This is a genomic window from Pedobacter nyackensis (genome assembly GCF_032678475.1).
Classification (GTDB): domain Bacteria; phylum Bacteroidota; class Bacteroidia; order Sphingobacteriales; family Sphingobacteriaceae; genus Pedobacter; species Pedobacter nyackensis_A.
In genome coordinates, this window is sequence record NZ_JAVTSF010000003.1 from 279,686 (window position 1) to 296,237 (window position 16,552).

15 protein-coding genes are annotated in these 16,552 nt (G+C 39.5%); 10 read left to right on the top strand and 5 right to left on the bottom strand.

Going from position 1 to position 16,552, the window contains the following annotated elements:
* The first annotated feature begins 5 nt into the window (after positions 1–5).
* Positions 6–560, top strand: a complete 555-nt coding sequence (locus tag R2Q84_RS12200) for a DUF2911 domain-containing protein (RefSeq protein WP_316816821.1) — start codon at positions 6–8, stop codon at positions 558–560.
* Here the strand turns inward: R2Q84_RS12200 and R2Q84_RS12205 are convergent, their stop codons facing one another.
* Genes R2Q84_RS12205 through R2Q84_RS12215 form a run of 3 tightly spaced genes read right to left on the bottom strand, consistent with a single transcriptional unit; the run spans position 561 to position 2,678 of the window.
* A complete protein-coding gene (locus tag R2Q84_RS12205; RefSeq protein WP_316816822.1) occupies positions 561–983 on the bottom strand; it encodes a hotdog fold thioesterase in 423 nt (140 codons plus the stop codon).
* On the bottom strand, positions 980–1,483 hold the full coding sequence (locus R2Q84_RS12210) for a DinB family protein (RefSeq protein ID WP_316816823.1): 504 nt from the start codon (positions 1,481–1,483) through the stop codon (positions 980–982). The genes R2Q84_RS12205 and R2Q84_RS12210 overlap by 4 nt, the downstream gene beginning before the upstream one ends.
* The gene (locus R2Q84_RS12215) at positions 1,461–2,678 is read right to left on the bottom strand and encodes a HAMP domain-containing sensor histidine kinase (RefSeq protein ID WP_316816824.1); all 1,218 of its coding nucleotides are present in this window, start codon (positions 2,676–2,678) and stop codon (positions 1,461–1,463) included. Before R2Q84_RS12215 ends, R2Q84_RS12210 begins: the two co-directional genes overlap by 23 nt.
* Positions 2,679–2,767: 89 nt before the next feature.
* Between R2Q84_RS12215 and gltX the strand changes: the two genes are divergently transcribed.
* From gltX to R2Q84_RS12255, 8 genes are all read left to right on the top strand, one after another.
* On the top strand, positions 2,768–4,276 hold the full coding sequence (gltX, locus tag R2Q84_RS12220; RefSeq protein WP_316816825.1) for a glutamate--tRNA ligase: 1,509 nt from the start codon (positions 2,768–2,770) through the stop codon (positions 4,274–4,276).
* A gap of 72 nt (positions 4,277–4,348) precedes the next feature.
* The gene (locus R2Q84_RS12225) at positions 4,349–5,188 is read left to right on the top strand and encodes a neutral zinc metallopeptidase (protein WP_316816826.1); all 840 of its coding nucleotides are present in this window, start codon (positions 4,349–4,351) and stop codon (positions 5,186–5,188) included.
* 122 nt (positions 5,189–5,310) lie between these two features.
* Positions 5,311–6,435: a hybrid sensor histidine kinase/response regulator gene (locus R2Q84_RS12230; RefSeq protein ID WP_316816827.1), complete on the top strand. Its 1,125-nt coding sequence runs from the start codon at positions 5,311–5,313 to the stop codon at positions 6,433–6,435.
* Between the two features lie 16 nt (positions 6,436–6,451).
* A complete protein-coding gene (locus R2Q84_RS12235; protein WP_316816828.1) occupies positions 6,452–10,030 on the top strand; it encodes a response regulator in 3,579 nt (1,192 codons plus the stop codon).
* A gap of 24 nt (positions 10,031–10,054) precedes the next feature.
* Positions 10,055–10,432, top strand: coding sequence for a two-component system response regulator (locus R2Q84_RS12240; RefSeq protein WP_316816829.1), 378 nt, complete (start codon positions 10,055–10,057; stop codon positions 10,430–10,432).
* A 3-nt stretch (positions 10,433–10,435) separates the two neighbouring features.
* A complete protein-coding gene (locus R2Q84_RS12245) occupies positions 10,436–11,257 on the top strand; it encodes a protein-glutamate O-methyltransferase CheR (RefSeq protein WP_316816830.1) in 822 nt (273 codons plus the stop codon).
* Positions 11,257–11,817, top strand: coding sequence for a chemotaxis protein CheB (locus tag R2Q84_RS12250; RefSeq protein WP_316816831.1), 561 nt, complete (start codon positions 11,257–11,259; stop codon positions 11,815–11,817). The genes R2Q84_RS12245 and R2Q84_RS12250 overlap by 1 nt, the downstream gene beginning before the upstream one ends.
* Before the next feature lie 13 nt (positions 11,818–11,830).
* Positions 11,831–12,199, top strand: coding sequence for a response regulator (locus tag R2Q84_RS12255; protein ID WP_316816832.1), 369 nt, complete (start codon positions 11,831–11,833; stop codon positions 12,197–12,199).
* On the opposite strand, the gene R2Q84_RS12260 is transcribed toward R2Q84_RS12255, so the two are convergent.
* Positions 12,192–13,871 (bottom strand): dipeptidyl-peptidase 3 family protein, encoded by a 1,680-nt coding sequence (locus R2Q84_RS12260; protein ID WP_316816833.1) that lies wholly within the window; start codon positions 13,869–13,871, stop codon positions 12,192–12,194. The genes R2Q84_RS12255 and R2Q84_RS12260 overlap by 8 nt on opposite strands.
* 117 nt (positions 13,872–13,988) lie before the next feature.
* Between R2Q84_RS12260 and R2Q84_RS12265 the strand changes: the two genes are divergently transcribed.
* Positions 13,989–14,828, top strand: a complete 840-nt coding sequence (locus R2Q84_RS12265) for an N-acetylmuramoyl-L-alanine amidase (protein ID WP_316816834.1) — start codon at positions 13,989–13,991, stop codon at positions 14,826–14,828.
* Positions 14,829–14,861: 33 nt separating this feature from the next.
* Here the strand turns inward: R2Q84_RS12265 and R2Q84_RS12270 are convergent, their stop codons facing one another.
* Positions 14,862–16,523 carry a glutamine--tRNA ligase/YqeY domain fusion protein gene (locus R2Q84_RS12270; RefSeq protein WP_316816835.1) on the bottom strand — a complete coding sequence of 554 codons (1,662 nt, stop codon included), beginning with the start codon at positions 16,521–16,523 and terminating at the stop codon, positions 14,862–14,864.
* Positions 16,524–16,552 lie beyond the last annotated feature (29 nt).

Consider the following 16,552-nt stretch of genomic DNA (forward strand, 5'->3'; position numbering starts at 1 on the left):
CTCTAATGAAAAGAATAAGTTTTATCGGGGTTTTTATATTGTTTGCTTTTATGGCTGAAGCCCAGGAGGTAAAGTTTGCTCCTGTGGATGCCAGCGCAGCGGATATTGTATATTTTCCTTTAAATGCAGCAAAAGCAAAAGATGGTTCATCTCCTTTGGTTAAGGTGGTTTATTCACGGCCTACTAGAAAAGGGCGAGATATTTTCGGCGTGCTTGAGCAATTTGGTAAAGTCTGGCGTTTAGGGGCTAATGAGAGTACTGAGATCAGGTTCTATAAAAAAGTTAATATAGGAGGAAAATCGGTAAAAGCAGGTATTTATAGTTTGTTTGCTATCCCTAACAAGGACAAATGGACTATTATTCTTAACAGGCAGACAGACCGCTGGGGTGCTTTTACTTATGATGAAACGAAGGACGTTCTAAGAACGGATGTTCCTGTTAAAACGCTGGATAAGCCAATCGACAGTTTTTCTATAACTTTCACATCGTTGCTAGAGGGAACTAATATGGTTTTAGGCTGGGACAAAACGATGATTGAGTTGCCAATTATAATTAAATAATTAGGCTTTATTGATAATTGCCACGGTTAGCCTGCTAATGCAATTCATCTTACCTTTGTCATTATAAATCTTGATTTCCCATACATGGGTCTTCGCGCCAATGTGTAATGGTTTGCAAACACCTGTAACAAGGCCGGATTTGACTGGCCTGAGGTGGTTTGCGTTGATTTCAAGACCTACAGCCTGATATTTCTCAGGATCTATACACATATAAGAAGCAACACTTCCCAGTGTTTCTGCGAGTACGACAGAGGCTCCTCCATGTAAAATTCCCGCAGGCTGATGTGTGCGCTCATCCACGGGCATTGTTGCAGTAAGGGCATCGTCATCTACCTGAGTAAACTGGATGTCTAGGAATGCTCCCATATGATTTTTAGGACGGTCATTCAGTTGTTTTGGACTGAAGTTGGTAAACCAGATCATAGATATCGGCTTTTAATGATTTGTGTATGATGGATAATGTGACCAGCAATTACAAATAATAAAGCTCTCACTGTGATTTGTCTTTCGGATGCGGTTCCACTTCTGTTTAATTCCTTTTCATTTAGCGAGTTGAAAAGAAACATATTTGCTTTTCTCAGCTGGGAAAATTCCTCTGACAAACTGAGGAGGCTTCTATCCTCAAAATGAGCATTTGCTACATATTCGTCTTCTTCGAAGCCTGGTAGCGCATGGTTTTCTCCTCTTGCAAAGCAGGTGAGACGATAAACGAGAATTCGTTCGGTATCTATAATGTGCCCAATAAGTTGTTTAATTGTCCATTTCCCCGGAGCGTAAGCATAGTCCGCTTTTTCAATCAGACTGGTTGTAAAATCTGAGAATTCAGATGCTTGCCTTTTTAGCAAGTCCATTACATCTCCTTCAACAAGGCTGATGTATTGTTCAGCCCATACTGGATACTCATGTGTTTGAGGTCGGTTCATAAGTAATACTACTTTTTAGAATGATACGAAAGGTTGTCCCCTTGCCAAGTTCTGAATCCTTTACAAAGATCTGCCCGTTATGGTAGTTTTCAATGATTCTTTTGGTGAGCGAGAGCCCTAGTCCCCATCCGCGTTTGCGGGTGGTGTATCCGGGTTGGAAAACGGCATCAAATTTAGACCTGGCAATACCTTTTCCTGTATCCGTCACATCTATAAAAACTTCTTCTTTCGTTAAGTTCTCAATAATGTTTATAGTAATGTTTCCTTCATTTTCGATCGCATTGGCTGCATTTTTTAACAGATTTTCAATTACCCAATCAAAAAGGGGAACATTTAATAAAGCACGGACCTGTTCGTCTCCTATAATCTTGAAGATAATCTTGTCTGAAGTTCGTAGCTTGAAGTATTCAACGAAGTTGTAGATTACCGTATAAACAACATGGTCTTCCACAATTGGTTTAGATCCAATCTTTGAAAAACGGTCAGTAATAACTTCCAATCGCTTTATGTCGTTCTCCATCTCAGCAATTAAGGGGTCGTCTTCTGCATCAAACCTGGATTTGATGAGTTCTACCCAGGCCATTAGCGATGATATCGGTGTGCCTAACTGATGTGCAGTTTCTTTAGCCATACCCACCCATACCTGGTCTTGTTCTGCTTTTCTTGCTGAGCTGAACGCTACATAAGCCGTCAGTAAAAATAGCCCGATTACGGCAAGCTGTATGTAAGGGAAATACCGGAGTTGTGTTAAAGTGGCGGAATCTTTATAGTAAATGTACCAGCGAGTCCCGTCTAAACCAATAATTGGAGTTGGCGGATGCTGTTCTTTCATTTTTCTTAGCTCCCTTGAAAAATAAGCGGGGTCATAGGTCTTGTTGGGTTGTTTCTCTACTTCGTAATTGGTTTTTGTGGAGTCAAGGCCCTGGTAGGCTATAATTGAACCTTCCGAATCTATCATTATAACAGGTAACTTTGTATTAGTCCGGATCAGGTCTATTAAGCTTGTGTACCGATCGTCATCATACATTGCCAACGACTGTTCGGTTACATTGACATACAATTGAAATTGAAGTTGTTCTTCGCGTTCCATTTTCTTTACAAAGAAATCGCTGTAAAAAACAGATGCAGTGCCGATAATAATGGCAAAGACAAGCAAAAAGAATTTCCAGCGGCGTTTTTTCTCGTATGGGTTCATAGAATATGAAGGCAAAATACAAAATAGCATTCAAAAATGTATCAATAGAACGGTAACGCAGTAAAAAATATATCTTTGTAATTCGTAATATGGAAAAGAAAGTAAGAGTAAGATTCGCTCCAAGCCCAACTGGGGGACTACATTTAGGTGGTGTACGCACCGCACTGTTCAATTATCTGTTTGCAAAAAAGCATAACGGAACATTTATTTTGCGTATTGAAGATACCGATCAAACACGTTTTGTAGAAGGCGCTGAAGAATATATTGCTTCTTGTTTAGATTGGTGTGGGATTATTGCGGATGAAAGCCCGGTACATGAGGGGGATTTTGGACCTTATCGTCAAAGTGAACGTAAGGCTTCTTATAAACAATATGCCGATCAGTTAATTGCTGATGGGTATGCTTATTGTGCTTTCGATACTCCAGAGGAACTGGATGCCAAAAGAAAAGAAATTCCGAATTTTACTTACGGGCTGCTTACGAGAGACGGAATGCGGAACTCGCTTACTTTGCCTGAAGATGAAGTTAATGCATTACTGGCTGGTAATACTCCTCATGTAGTACGTATAAAAATGCCTGAAAATGAAACTGTTTCTTTTACTGACCTGATTAGAGGGCATGTTAGTTTTGATACAAATTTAGTTGATGATAAAGTCTTGTTAAAAGCCGACGGAATGCCAACATATCATTTGGCGGTAGTTGCTGATGATCGGGCAATGGAAATCAGTCATGTTTTTAGAGGTGAAGAATGGCTCCCGTCTGCGCCTATTCATATCCTTTTATGGAGGTATTTGGGCTGGGGGGATGAAATGCCACAGTGGGTACATTTACCTTTGATTTTGAAGCCAGATGGAAATGGTAAACTCAGCAAGCGAGATGGGGATAGACTTGGTTTTCCTGTGTATGCCCAAAATTGGGTAGACCCTAAAACCGGTGACCTTACAAAAGGATTTAGAGAGTTAGGCTTTATGCCTGAGGCTTTTGTGAACTTGCTGGCGATGCTTGGCTGGAATGATGGTACAGATCAGGAAATTTTCTCCATGACTGAACTCATAGAGAAATTCTCGATAGAAAGAATTAGTAAAGCGGGAGCGAAGTTTGATTTTGAAAAAGCGAAATGGTATAATCATGAATGGATTAAGCATTCAAATGCGAGAGAATTGCTTGACTTTGTTAAACAGGCTTTTGTTGAGCAGGGTATTACATTAAATGACGATGTATACCTGGAAAAAGTAATTGACCTAATTAAAGACCGTTGTAATCTGTTGAGTGATTTCGTCCCGCAAAGCCAATACTTTTTTCTCGCTCCCGGAGAATACGATCTGGATGCTGTGAAACCAAAATGGACAAAGGAAAAAGCTACATTTTTTGAAGCCTATGCTTTAGAGGTAGTAGACGAAGCAACGGGAGCTGAGCTTGAGGAAAAGTTCAAATTGCTAGCTGCAGCGCATAATTTTAAGCCAGGCGAATTAATGCTCCCTTTTAGGATTATGCTAGTTGGAGGTAAGTTTGGCCCTGGAGTTTTCGATATTGCGGTCGCGCTTGGAGCGGATGAAACGGTGAAAAGAATTCACAACGCTATAGCTGCTTTTAATTAAGCCGGCTACTTTTCCTGGTTTTGGTATAACAATTGTCACAAAAATTGATTAACCAAAATAAAAGGAATTTATATGCAATGGTTCGGTAAAGGTAGTAGCAATGTAGATGATAGAAGGGGGATGAGCGGTGGAAAAGTCCTTGGTGGCGGCGCAGCGATTGTTGTTGTTGTCCTGGGACTCATCTTCGGACAGGATTTCACAGGTTTAGTTAGTCAGTTGCCTATCGGGGAGACTGCTGGCGTTGAAGGTAAGCAAGGAGTGCCCCAGGACGCCGAAGGTAAATTTGTTTCGGGAGTCCTTGAGTCTACAGAATCGGTCTGGTCTGATCAATTCAGAGCAATGGGACGGGAATATGAGCAACCTGTGCTCACTTTGTTTGATAACAGTGTTCAATCGGCCTGTGGAAATGCAAGCTCGGCTGTCGGACCATTTTATTGTCCTGCCGATCATAGGGTGTATATTGATTTGACTTTTTATAAAGATTTAAAAGATCGGTTTGGTGCGGCCGGTGATTTTGCACAGGCCTACGTTATCGCGCATGAAGTAGGACATCATGTTCAGAACTTATTAGGTATTTCTGAGAAGGTCCAACGTGCCAGAGCTCAGTTGAGTGAAACGGAGTATAATAAACTATCAGTTAAATTAGAACTTCAAGCTGATTTCTTCGCAGGACTTTGGGCGCACCATGCTCAAAATCTGGAGAATTTTAGACTCGAGGAAGGAGATATTGAAGAAGCTTTAACGGCTGCAAATGCAATTGGAGATGATAAACTTCAGCAGCAGTCACAGGGAGAAATTGTCCCTGATGCTTTCACTCATGGCACTTCTGCTCAAAGAATGTACTGGTTCAAAAAAGGATTCGACACGGGTGATTTCCGACAAGGGGATACTTTTAGTTCGGGTAGACTTTAATTTATTTTTTATGACAAAAATGGTTATTTGTAAGTTTAAACTTATAAACTTGTATAACTTTAACTTAAAAAAAATAAACTAGATTACGCTCCTGAAACTTTAAAGCCCTTTTATTTTTAATAATGATATTAATTGTAGATGATACCCCTGAGAACCTGATCTCATTAAAAAAGGTTCTGGAGAAACATAATTTTGAAGTTGATACTGCATCCTCGGGAGAGGAAGCGCTAAAAAAAGTACTTAAAAATGAATACGTTTTAATCATCCTTGATGTACAGATGCCCGGTATGGATGGGTTTGAGGTTGCAGAGGCTATTTCAGGCTACAGCAAAGCTAAAGAAACTGCAATTATCTTTTTATCTGCGGCAAATACTGAACTTAAGTTTATTACAAAGGGGTATTCTTCGGGAGGACTGGACTATATTACCAAGCCGGTAGATATGGATATCCTGCTCTTAAAAGTCAAAACCTTTTATCGCATCTATGAACAAAGCAGGAAGCTTATCGAAATACAAAAGGCTTTGCTGGATGAAATAGAATTTAGAAAGAAGGCCGAACGTAAGAAGGATGAGTTCATTAGTATTGCAAGTCATGAATTAAAAACACCACTAACAAGTGTAAAGGGCTACGTTCAATTGCTTGGCCGAAGCGTAGATAAGGGCGATATACCTACGGTAAAGAAACACCTTGCGAAAGCACAGGTTCAATTAGAGAAATTAAATGATCTTATTGCGGATCTTCTGGATATCTCTAAAATCGAAAGCGGGAAGCTAAAGTTTAATAAAAAGTATTTTTCGTTAGATCATTTATTAGATAGTGTGCTGGAGGTTATTCATCAGGCTAATCCTGAGTTTAAGATTACCAGGGTGGGCGCTGCACCACCAGAAATTTATGCTGATGAGATGCGTATTGAGCAGGTGGTTGTTAATTTTTTAACCAATGCTATTAAATATTCGCCGGGGACAAACGAAATAGTGGTAAATATAAAAACTGAAGGGCATAAATTATATTTGGGAGTTCGCGATTTCGGTATTGGAATTGCCCCGGAATTACAGAAAAACGTATTTGAAAAGTTCTACCGGGTGGAGGAAACGTCGATCCATTTTCAGGGATTGGGAATCGGACTATACATATCTGCCGAAATTATTAACCGGCATGGGGGAGAAGTGGGCGTGAAAAGCAAATTAGGGGAAGGTTCTGAGTTTTACTTTACGCTGCCTATAATTACTGCGGCTGAAGTGGATTAAAAAAGTAAGAAATCTTATGAGTAATAAACACATAAAAAATAACCTGCGAATTGGTTTAGGTCTATCATTATTAATTCTTTTTATAACATCTCTGGCCTCTTACCTGAGTATTAAAAATTTGATTAAAAATGGTGAAATGGTTGCTCACAGTAATGAGGTAATCAGCAAATTGCAGGGAGTTATGTCTGCTTTGAAAGACGCTGAGACGGGACAACGAGGGTATCTTTTAACAGGTGAAAGTGACTTTCTGGAGCCATATACCGGAGCCCGGCAGCGGGCATTGGATTTATTAGAAGATGTAAATGCTGAGACAAGGGGGTATGACTTTCAGCAAAGAAACGTTAGGAAGTTGAGAGGGGTCATCAATGGCAGACTTGATATTTTAAAAAACACAGTCGATATAAAGAGACGTGGAGGTACTGTAGGTGTTAACGAATTGATCAATGGGAAAGTCTATATGGACGCTACCAGAGATCTGATAAAAATAATGGAGACTGAGGAGGCCAGGCTATTGGAGACACGTACTGCAACGATGAACAAGCTGGCCGCTTATACCCCTTCTTTGATTGTTTTTGCAGCATTTCTAGCTATTTTAATTACCATATTCTTTTATAGAAAGGTATCCTTCGACTTCAATGCCCGTGTAAAACTTCAACAGGAACTGGAAGATAGCCATGAAGAGATGGATAATCGGATTGCCGTTATTCAGGGAATCGCTAACAGAATTTCAAATGGGGATTACCAGATGCGACTTGATGATACAGAAAAGGATGAATTAGGGAGTCTGGCGGTTTCTTTGAATACAATGGCAGAATCGCTGCAGTATTCTTTTTCTTTGTTGGCAGATAAAGAGTGGCTACAATCTGGAATTGCCTTGCTCAATGACAAGATGGTAGGAGAAAAAAGTGTCGAGGAGTTGGCAAACGATATCGTTGAAGAAATTGTAGACCGTACACATAGTCAGGTTGCTGCGTTTTATCTGACAGAAGACGATCAATCGCTAACTTTGGTCGCTGGTTATTCGTTGCTAGATGACAAAAAACGCAAAAACATAAAACCGGGAGAAGGAATTGCAGGGCAATGTATCTTATCTGAGAAAACGATTTTAGTAAATGATATTCCTGAAGGCGAATTGACCATTAGTTTTGCTGCTGGTAATACAAGGCCAAGGAATGTAGTTGCTATACCGATCTTTAGGAATGGAGTTATTGTGGGGGCGATGGAATTCGGCTCTTTACAAACTTATACACCCTTACAGCTCGAATTCTTAAATAGTATTTCAAGTAATATAGGCATCGCGGTACATGTATCACAGAATCGTAAAAGGCTGCAGGAATTTTTAGAAGAAACACAGGCTCAGGCTGAGGAATTACAAGCTCAGCATCGGGAACTAGAAGGACTAAATGCCGAACTGGAAGCTCAAACACAAAGAATACAGACTTCGGAAGAAGAACTTAGAGTGCAGCAGGAGGAACTTTTACAAAGTAATCAGGAACTCGAAGAACGCACAAGTTTACTGGAGGAAAAAAACCAACTTATTCAGGAAAGAAACCTTGATATACAGCATAAGGCAGAACAACTGGAACAGAGCACTAAATATAAATCGGAATTTCTTGCGAACATGTCGCATGAATTGAGGACGCCCTTAAACTCCATTTTACTATTGTCAAAGTTAATGTCTGACAACAAAGATCTTGATAAAGAGTATATTGAGTATGCCGAAGTTATACAAAGTTCCGGACAAGGTTTGTTGGGGCTGATTGATGAAATTCTTGACCTGTCCAAGATTGAGGCCGGTAAAATGAAGCTTGAATTTACAGATGTCAATATTACCGAGGTAGCAACAGATATGCGGTCGCTGTTTAGTCCTATCGCTAAAAATAAGCACCTTGATTTTGTTATTGAGGTAGATGAAAAGCTTTCGAACATCAACACAGATAAAATGCGGTTAGAGCAAATTTTAAAAAATCTGCTTTCAAATGCAATTAAATTTACTTCTTCTGGGAAGGTTGCATTGACGGTTCAAAAAGATGAATCGGGAGATGTTATTCTTTTTAAGGTAACAGATACAGGAATTGGTATTCCTGCGGATAAACAAGGCCTGATCTTTGAGGCCTTCCAGCAAGCTGATGGTTCGACCCGTCGTAAATTTGGAGGAACTGGCTTAGGTTTATCAATAAGCAGGGAATTAGCTAAACTATTAGGTGGAGAGATAGAATTAACGAGCAAAGAACACGTAGGTAGTGAGTTTACATTTGCTTTACCGTTGAACCGTAAAATAGCCAGAGCACAAGATGTGATTGCTCAGCCTGTTTACGTCGATAAAATTGAGCCGGTTGTTACCGAACGTTTTACGGTTGATCATATACCTAAGGAGATAGAAGACGATAGGGATGATATTCAGCCTGGAGATCGGGTAATTCTGATTATTGAGGATGATACAAACTTTGCCAAGACCTTGCTGAAATTTACACGCAAAAGGAATTATAAGGGGATTGTTGCGGTTCGTGGAGATATGGGAATTGAAATGGCAAATCATTATCAGCCACTGGCGATCCTGCTTGATATCCAGTTGCCTGTTAAAGATGGGTGGCAGGTAATGGAGGAGTTAAAATCTAATCCGGCAACCCGACCAATTCCAGTGCATATTATGTCTTCTCTTGAGGTTAAGAATGAGAGTCTGCTAAAAGGTGCAGTTGATTTTATCAATAAGCCGTTTGCATTAGAACACATGCAGCAAATTTTCCAGAAACTGGAGCATGCATTGAGCCGACATCCGAAGAAAGTTTTAATTGTTGAAGAGAATAAGCAACATGCAGAGGCCTTGAGCTACTTTTTGAGCAATTATAATATTCACACTGAAGTAGCGGATAACGTTACGCAGAGTATTGGTGCATTAAATAAGAATGAAGTTGATTGCGTAATACTGGATATGGGAATTCCGGATAAGAACGCCTACGAAACACTGGATACCATTAAGAAAAGTAAGGGTCTGGAGAACTTACCTATTATTATTTTTACCGGTAAAAACTTGTCTAAAGGTGAAGAAACCCGAATTAAGCAATATGCAGATTCTATCGTTGTTAAAACGGCTCATTCCTATCAGCGGATTTTAGATGAGGCGGGCCTTTTCTTACATCTGGTTGAAGAAAGTGAGCTTGACAATAAGAAAAAGAAGTCCCCGTCAGAAAAGCTTGGAGGCTTGTATGAAGTTTTGAATAACAAAACCGTTTTGATTGCTGACGATGATGTTCGAAACATATTTTCATTAACTAAGGCACTGGAACAGCATAAAATGAAAGTGCTGGCCGCTACCGATGGAAAAGAAGCTCTTCAGGCGCTTAAAGAAAACCCTTTAGTGGATATCGTGCTTATGGATATGATGATGCCGGAGATGGACGGATATGAGACGACACGGGAGATTAGAAAGATTCCGGCATACAAACAATTGCCCGTCTTAGCTGTTACTGCAAAAGCAATGATGGGCGATAGAGAGAAATGTATTTCAGCTGGTGCTTCAGATTATATTTCGAAACCAGTAGATATAGATCAGTTGATTTCATTACTTAGGGTTTGGCTTTATGACAAAGTCTGACCTCTAAAATACGGTTATTAAAATATGGCAGAAAATAAGATATTAATAATTGATGATGATAACAGGAATATTTTTGCTTTAAGTGCAGTCTTAAAGGCAAAAGGCTATCAATGCCTTTCGGCAACCGGAGCAGAGGAGGGGATTGAGATACTTTTAAGTGATAGTAATATCGTAGTTGTATTGATGGATATGATGATGCCTGGTATGGATGGCTATGAAGCAATGGCAAATATGAAAACCATGCCGGAGCTTAAAGAGATTCCCGTAATTGCGGTTACCGCGCAGGCAATGTTGGGAGACCGGGAACGGTGTTTGAATGCGGGGGCCGTAGGGTATGTTTCAAAACCTATAAATGTTGATGAATTGGTTAAGTTGATAAATCTTTACGTATTAACGGAATAGCTCTTGGATTTACCTTTAATAACAGATCAACATGTAGAAATTCTACTTTCCGACCTTTTGGAACAGTATGGGTATGATTTTACAGGTTATTCAAAGGCATCTTTGAAAAGACGTATTGCAAGACTTTATTCTTTGGACAAGGCCTTGAGCTTTGCGGAATTCAGATATAAGATTTTAGACGATCAGGTCTATTTTAAGCGCTTTGTAGAGCAGATCACAGTTAATGTGACTGAGATGTTTCGGGACCCCTCTTTTTTCAGGACTCTGAGAGAGGACGTTTTGCCGAAGTTAGGTACCTATCCTTTTATTCGTATTTGGTTGGCGGGCTGCTCTACAGGAGAAGAAGCATACTCGATCTCTATTATTTTAAAGGAATTAAACTTATTGCATAAGTCCTTGATTTACGCCACAGACCTTAATCCGACAGTTTTGGAAAAGGCTGGTCAAAGTATGTTTGCAATGAGTCAAATGAAACAGTACTCAGAAAATTATATTTTATCTGGGGGGAAAAATGATTTTTCAAGTTATTACACTGCAAGTTATTCGCTAGCTAAGTTCAATGATGACTTAAAGCAGAAAATTATATTTTCAACGCATAATCTGGTGTCTGATCATTCTTTTAATGAGTTTCAGTTGATTCTATGTAGAAATGTACTGATTTATTTTGATCGGGATTTGCAGCATAAAGTGCTCGATTTGTTTGATAGTAGCCTGGAAGACCTTGGCTATCTCGCACTCGGGTCGAAAGAAACGATTGAGTTTTCGAGGATTACCCCAAAATATAAAAGGTTAGCGGGACAAAAAATTTGGAGAAAGGTTGGCTAATGAAATGTAAAGCATTTATCATAGGAGGTTCTGCAGGTAGCCTGGAGGTGTTGTTAAAAGTACTTCCAGACGTTAATGTTAATATCCCGTTTCCTATTATCGTTGTTGTACACAGAAAGCATGGTGTCGACTCATTGTTGCCTGTGCTGCTTTCTACGCGAACAAAATTAGCGGTTAAGGAAGTAGATGAAAAAGAGAAGATCGTGGCAGGGACAGTCTATATTGCGCCGTCTGACTATCATTTGCTGATTGAACAGGATGAAACTTTCTCGTTGGATTATTCGGAGAAAATAAATTATTCTAGACCTGCTATTGATGCTACTTTTCAGACAGCCGCAGAGGTGTATAAAACTAAGTTAGCTTGTTTATTACTTTCCGGATCAAATTCGGATGGTGTAAACGGTTTAAAAAGTGTGAAAGCATGGGGTGGAATGACCTTAATTCAAGACCCTGAATCTGCTCAGGTTGCCTACATGCCTATGCAGGCAAAATTAAATGTTAAAATAGATCAGGTTTTACCTATAGAAGCTATTGCAGAATTTATAAATTTGTTATCCTAACATCTAAATAAAAATGATTAAGAATAAAAAGGTATTCGTGTTTGACGACAACATAGACATTTTAGAACTATGTACCATCATTTTGGAGGATGCGGGTTATGACATTAAAACATCATCAACATCTAACAATATTATAGATCAGGTAATGGCTTACACTCCTGATATTATTTTTATGGACAACTGGTTGCCGGATGTGGGTGGTATAGATGCAACAAGGGCCCTGAAGGCCCATGCGCAATTAAAAAATATACCTGTAATCTATTTCTCTGCCAATAATGATGTGAAGTCCCTGGCAGATCAGGCAGGTGCTGATGGATATTTATCCAAGCCTTTCGATATTGAAGAGCTTGAAGGAATTATCAATAAGCATTTAACTATTTAACACCAAGAACATCTACTCCCTGTTCAAAAACAATATCAACAGGAATACCTCTTTTGGTTAATTTATCCAGATCAGCCTGTAGTTCTGGTGTAATTACCGCTTTTTCACGTTGAACTTTTTCAACTGCAGCTTTATCTCCGTTGCCCTGAAGGGTAATGATGAGGCTACTCAATTTGTTCATTGCATCTTCGAATTTAGCAAAATCTACCTGGTAGGTGCCATTCTCGTTTCTGATGAATGCTCCTTTTTCCTTGAAAAAGTTAAAACACTGCATGTTGGCTTTCCCATGCGCGCTGGCTGCGCCAAATCTTACGGAACGAAGGATACCTGCCATATATGTTGTGTAGAATTGTTTAATATCTCCTTCCAGCTCACCTTTTTTAAGTAATCCCGTCACCATATAAAGTCCCAATACATCAGCTTTACCTTCTTCCAACCAAGAATATTGTTCCTGAAGTGCTTCTTTAACAAAGCCTTTACCAGTTATTGTGTTTTTTATGCCAAGGCCATGTGCTACCTCATGAAACATCACGTTTGCAAAGAAGGCGTCAAAATTAATGTGCTGAAGCTGGTCTTTGTCTATTAGTTCGTTGGCGATAGGCATCAAAATCTTATCAAACTTGGCTTTCATAGCATTCTTTAACTGCGAACGCCTTGTGCCTTTCTTTTGTTGTATAACTTCGTCATTTGGGAGGTTAACAGCAATTGTTTTGGACCCAGCATTACAATCTCCAGCATAGTAGACTACATCATAGGCGTTTAATTCAGAGTCAGTGCCAGGTTTTTCTTTTTTATACTTGGCATCAACAGGTAAGCCTTGTTGCAGCTGAGGTAGCATACTCACATATTTGGCAAGTTTTTTACTCCAAACTTTGTCCTTTATAAGCACATAAGCTTCATATGAAGCGCGGGCATTAAAAAGCTTATCTTCATAATTTTCAATTGGACCAATGATAATGTCTAGGTTGTTGGTTTTCATATCCAGCCATGCATAATCACTTGCTGTGTAATTGTCGGTAACTAATGCGTCGGCACGTAAGTTCAGGTATTTTTTTAAGCCAGCGTCTTCCGCAAGCAATGCTGCTTGTTTTAGCAGACTGGAAGCCTGTTGCAGTTCTGTAGCATATAAAACATGATAAGGAATAGAACTGAGCTTTCCTGTACTGTCTTTTTTTATAACTGAATATTGACCGTATTTGTCTTTTACATCAGAATTTTTCAATTCTTCTTTCGTCATACCAGCGGGATAAAATGACGATGCATCTGGTTTTGGCCCGATTCCTGAAATAAAGGGCTTGTCACCATTTAATCTATCCCATGGACCGTAGTTGATCATTACAAAGGATCTGGCCTTTTCATCTTTTATGGTGTTAAGCAGGCTGTCGCGTTGTGGGTAAGCCTGTTTCCAGAACAATTCGTCCATAATTTGGGCGGCTTGTATCAATAAGGGCAATATTTTTCTTTCGTTGGCCGTTAGATCATTCAGATTGGTGGTTAATTTCACCTTTTCGTAAATGTCCAGACGTTCATTAACATATTTTTGAAGACTGTCTTCTGCTGAAGTGTGTTTGGTTGCCTGGTTGGTATTCCCTTTGGGATTGGAGCAAGATGCTATCCCCAACATAATTGAGCATCCGGCAATAAAAACAGTTGCTTTGTTAATGTGTTTCATGTGTTAGTTGTTTTACTGGTTATGAAGCAGCAACAAGGTTGTGCTGGATTCATATATCGAATATTTTGCGACTAAAATAGTAAAAAATAGTAATTTCACGGCTTCTATCTACTCCATATGGCTAAATACAATAAATTTTCAAACGTTGGGTTGACAATTGTTTCTTCATTGTTATTTGTAGCATGTTCTACAAGTAAGTATGCAGCTACAGAGAAAATATATAAGAACAAGGCAAAGGGCTTTTCGGAAATCATTAAGACTGTGCCGCCGCCAGAACAACAAATCCCTGGTATTGACGTAGCTCAGCAGTCCTGGGTAGGCTCTGTTAATTTTGGTATCCGGAAGCCAAATTTTGTAATACTCCATCATACCGCACAGAATTCTACACAGCAGACCATAAATACTTTTCTGGTAAAAGGAAAAAGCGAAGTTAGTGCACATTATATAGTCGGAAAAGATGGTGTTGTGGTACAAATGGTGAATGATTATCTGCGTGCTAATCATGCCGGTATTGGTAAATGGGGCAATAATAGCGATCTGAATTCTTCTTCAATAGGCATTGAGCTGGACAATAATGGCGTGGATGAGCCTTTTACTGATGTGCAGATTAAAAGTTTGGTCATATTACTTGAAACGCTTAAAAAGCGCTATAATATTCCTACTGCGAATTTTATAGGCCATTCTGATATTGCACCGGGAAGAAAGGTTGATCCGAAGAATTTCCCCTGGAAGGTACTGGCAAAAAAAGGACTGGGACTTTGGTATGATGACATCTTAAATCTGCCTCCGGAAGATTTTAATGCTGAGCTGGCATTAAGAGTTATTGGTTATGATACGCGTAACTTAGCAGCAGCTATCGGGGCATTTAAGTTACATTTTGTGCAGACAGATGTTACTCAGGTACTCACACAAGCAGATAAACTGATTTTGTTTAATCTATATAAAAAATACATGTAAACATAAGAGGCGCCTTTAAAGCGCCTCTTATGTTTATTTATTCCCCTTTGCCCAGGTATCTTTTAAAGATACTGTTCGGTTGAATACGAGGTTTTCTGGTGTTGAATCCTTGTCCAGGCAGTAATAGCCTTTTCTGATGAACTGATAACGTGCATCTTTATTCGCTGTTGCCAGGTAAGGCTCTATATATGCCTGTTTGATTACTTCCATGCTGTTTGGGTTCAGGTAGTCTTTAAAATCGCCTTCTTCGCTATCTGGAGATTCTACTGTAAACAGACGGTCGTACATTCTTATCTCGGCACTTTTAGCGTGTTTAGTACTAACCCAGTGGATGGTTCCTTTTACGTTAATTCCGCTAGTGTCTTCACCACTTTTAGATTCCGGAATATAGGAACAATGTATTTCGGTTACTTTACCATCCGCATCCTTTACAAAGTCTTCGCATTTAACGATATATGCATGTTTAAGACGTACCATTGCCCCAGGAGCCAGTCTAAACCATTTTTTTGCAGGTTCTTCCATAAAATCTTCCCGCTCAATCCATAGTTCATTCCCAAAAGGAATTTCTCTTCTGCCACCTTTATCTTCTGCCTCAGGGTTATTTTCTCCGATTAGCATTTCTTCTTGTCCTTCCGGATAATTGGTGATTACTAATTTTATGGGATCTAAAACCGCCATAACGCGATTAGCCGTTTTATTTAAATGTTCACGTACGCAGAATTCCAGCAGGCTAAGCTCGATCATGTTCTCTCTTTTTGCAACGCCAATGCGTTCGCAGAATTCACGGATGCTCTCAGGCGTATAACCTCTTCTTCTTAACCCGCTTATAGTTGGCATTCTTGGGTCATCCCATCCAGATACCATTCCTTCATTGACCAGTTGAAGCAATTTACGCTTGCTCATTACGGTATATGAAAGGTTTAAGCGTGCAAATTCGTATTGTTTTGAAGGATATATTTCCAGTTTTTCAATACACCAGTCGTACAATTCTCTATGCGAAACGTATTCAAGCGTACAAATAGAGTGGGTGATGGTTTCTATACTGTCACTTTGACCATGTGCAAAATCATACATCGGGTAAATACACCATTTGTTTCCGGTGCGGTGATGTTCTGCATGTTTAATACGATAGATTACAGGGTCGCGCATGATCATATTCGGACTTGTCATATCTATCTTTGCCCTTAACGTACATACGCCGTCTGCAAACTCACCATTTTTCATGCGGGTAAACAGATCCAGGTTTTCTTCAATGCTGCGGCTCCGGTATGGGCTATCTTTGCCAGGTTCAGTAGGAGTACCTTTTAATTCAGCAATTTCTTCTCCGGTACTATGATCTACATAGGCTAATCCCTTTTCAATCAGCTTAACAGCAAAACCATATAGCGTATCAAAATAATCAGAAGTATAAAGTTCATTTTTCCACTCAAAGCCAAGCCATTTAATGTCCGCCTGCTGGCTGTCAACATATTCAGTTTTTTCTGTTACTGGATTGGTATCATCGAACCTAAGATTGGTGTAACCTCCATATTTTTTTGTTAAACCGAAGTTTAAACAAATAGCTTTGGCATGGCCAATGTGTAAATATCCATTAGGTTCAGGTGGAAAACGGGTAATTAATGTCTTGTATTTTCCGCTATTTAAATCGTTCTCAATGATCTCTTCAATAAAGTTCAATGATCTTTCCTCACTCATATAAGCTGTAATTTTTAGGCCAAAGTTAA

Excerpts from the sequence above, each read along its gene's own strand:
- R2Q84_RS12200 (WP_316816821.1), top strand. The coding sequence starts at position 6 with ATGAAAAGAATAAGTTTTATCGGGGTTTTTATATTGTTTGCTTTTATG.
- R2Q84_RS12205 (WP_316816822.1), bottom strand. The coding sequence starts at position 983 with ATGATCTGGTTTACCAACTTCAGTCCAAAACAACTGAATGACCGTCCT.
- R2Q84_RS12210 (WP_316816823.1), bottom strand. The coding sequence starts at position 1,483 with ATGAACCGACCTCAAACACATGAGTATCCAGTATGGGCTGAACAATAC.
- R2Q84_RS12215 (WP_316816824.1), bottom strand. The coding sequence starts at position 2,678 with ATGAACCCATACGAGAAAAAACGCCGCTGGAAATTCTTTTTGCTTGTC.
- gltX (WP_316816825.1), top strand. The coding sequence starts at position 2,768 with ATGGAAAAGAAAGTAAGAGTAAGATTCGCTCCAAGCCCAACTGGGGGA.
- R2Q84_RS12225 (WP_316816826.1), top strand. The coding sequence starts at position 4,349 with ATGCAATGGTTCGGTAAAGGTAGTAGCAATGTAGATGATAGAAGGGGG.
- R2Q84_RS12230 (WP_316816827.1), top strand. The coding sequence starts at position 5,311 with ATGATATTAATTGTAGATGATACCCCTGAGAACCTGATCTCATTAAAA.
- R2Q84_RS12235 (WP_316816828.1), top strand. The coding sequence starts at position 6,452 with ATGAGTAATAAACACATAAAAAATAACCTGCGAATTGGTTTAGGTCTA.
- R2Q84_RS12240 (WP_316816829.1), top strand. The coding sequence starts at position 10,055 with ATGGCAGAAAATAAGATATTAATAATTGATGATGATAACAGGAATATT.
- R2Q84_RS12250 (WP_316816831.1), top strand. The coding sequence starts at position 11,257 with ATGAAATGTAAAGCATTTATCATAGGAGGTTCTGCAGGTAGCCTGGAG.
- R2Q84_RS12255 (WP_316816832.1), top strand. The coding sequence starts at position 11,831 with ATGATTAAGAATAAAAAGGTATTCGTGTTTGACGACAACATAGACATT.
- R2Q84_RS12260 (WP_316816833.1), bottom strand. The coding sequence starts at position 13,871 with ATGAAACACATTAACAAAGCAACTGTTTTTATTGCCGGATGCTCAATT.
- R2Q84_RS12265 (WP_316816834.1), top strand. The coding sequence starts at position 13,989 with ATGGCTAAATACAATAAATTTTCAAACGTTGGGTTGACAATTGTTTCT.
- R2Q84_RS12270 (WP_316816835.1), bottom strand. The coding sequence starts at position 16,523 with ATGAGTGAGGAAAGATCATTGAACTTTATTGAAGAGATCATTGAGAAC.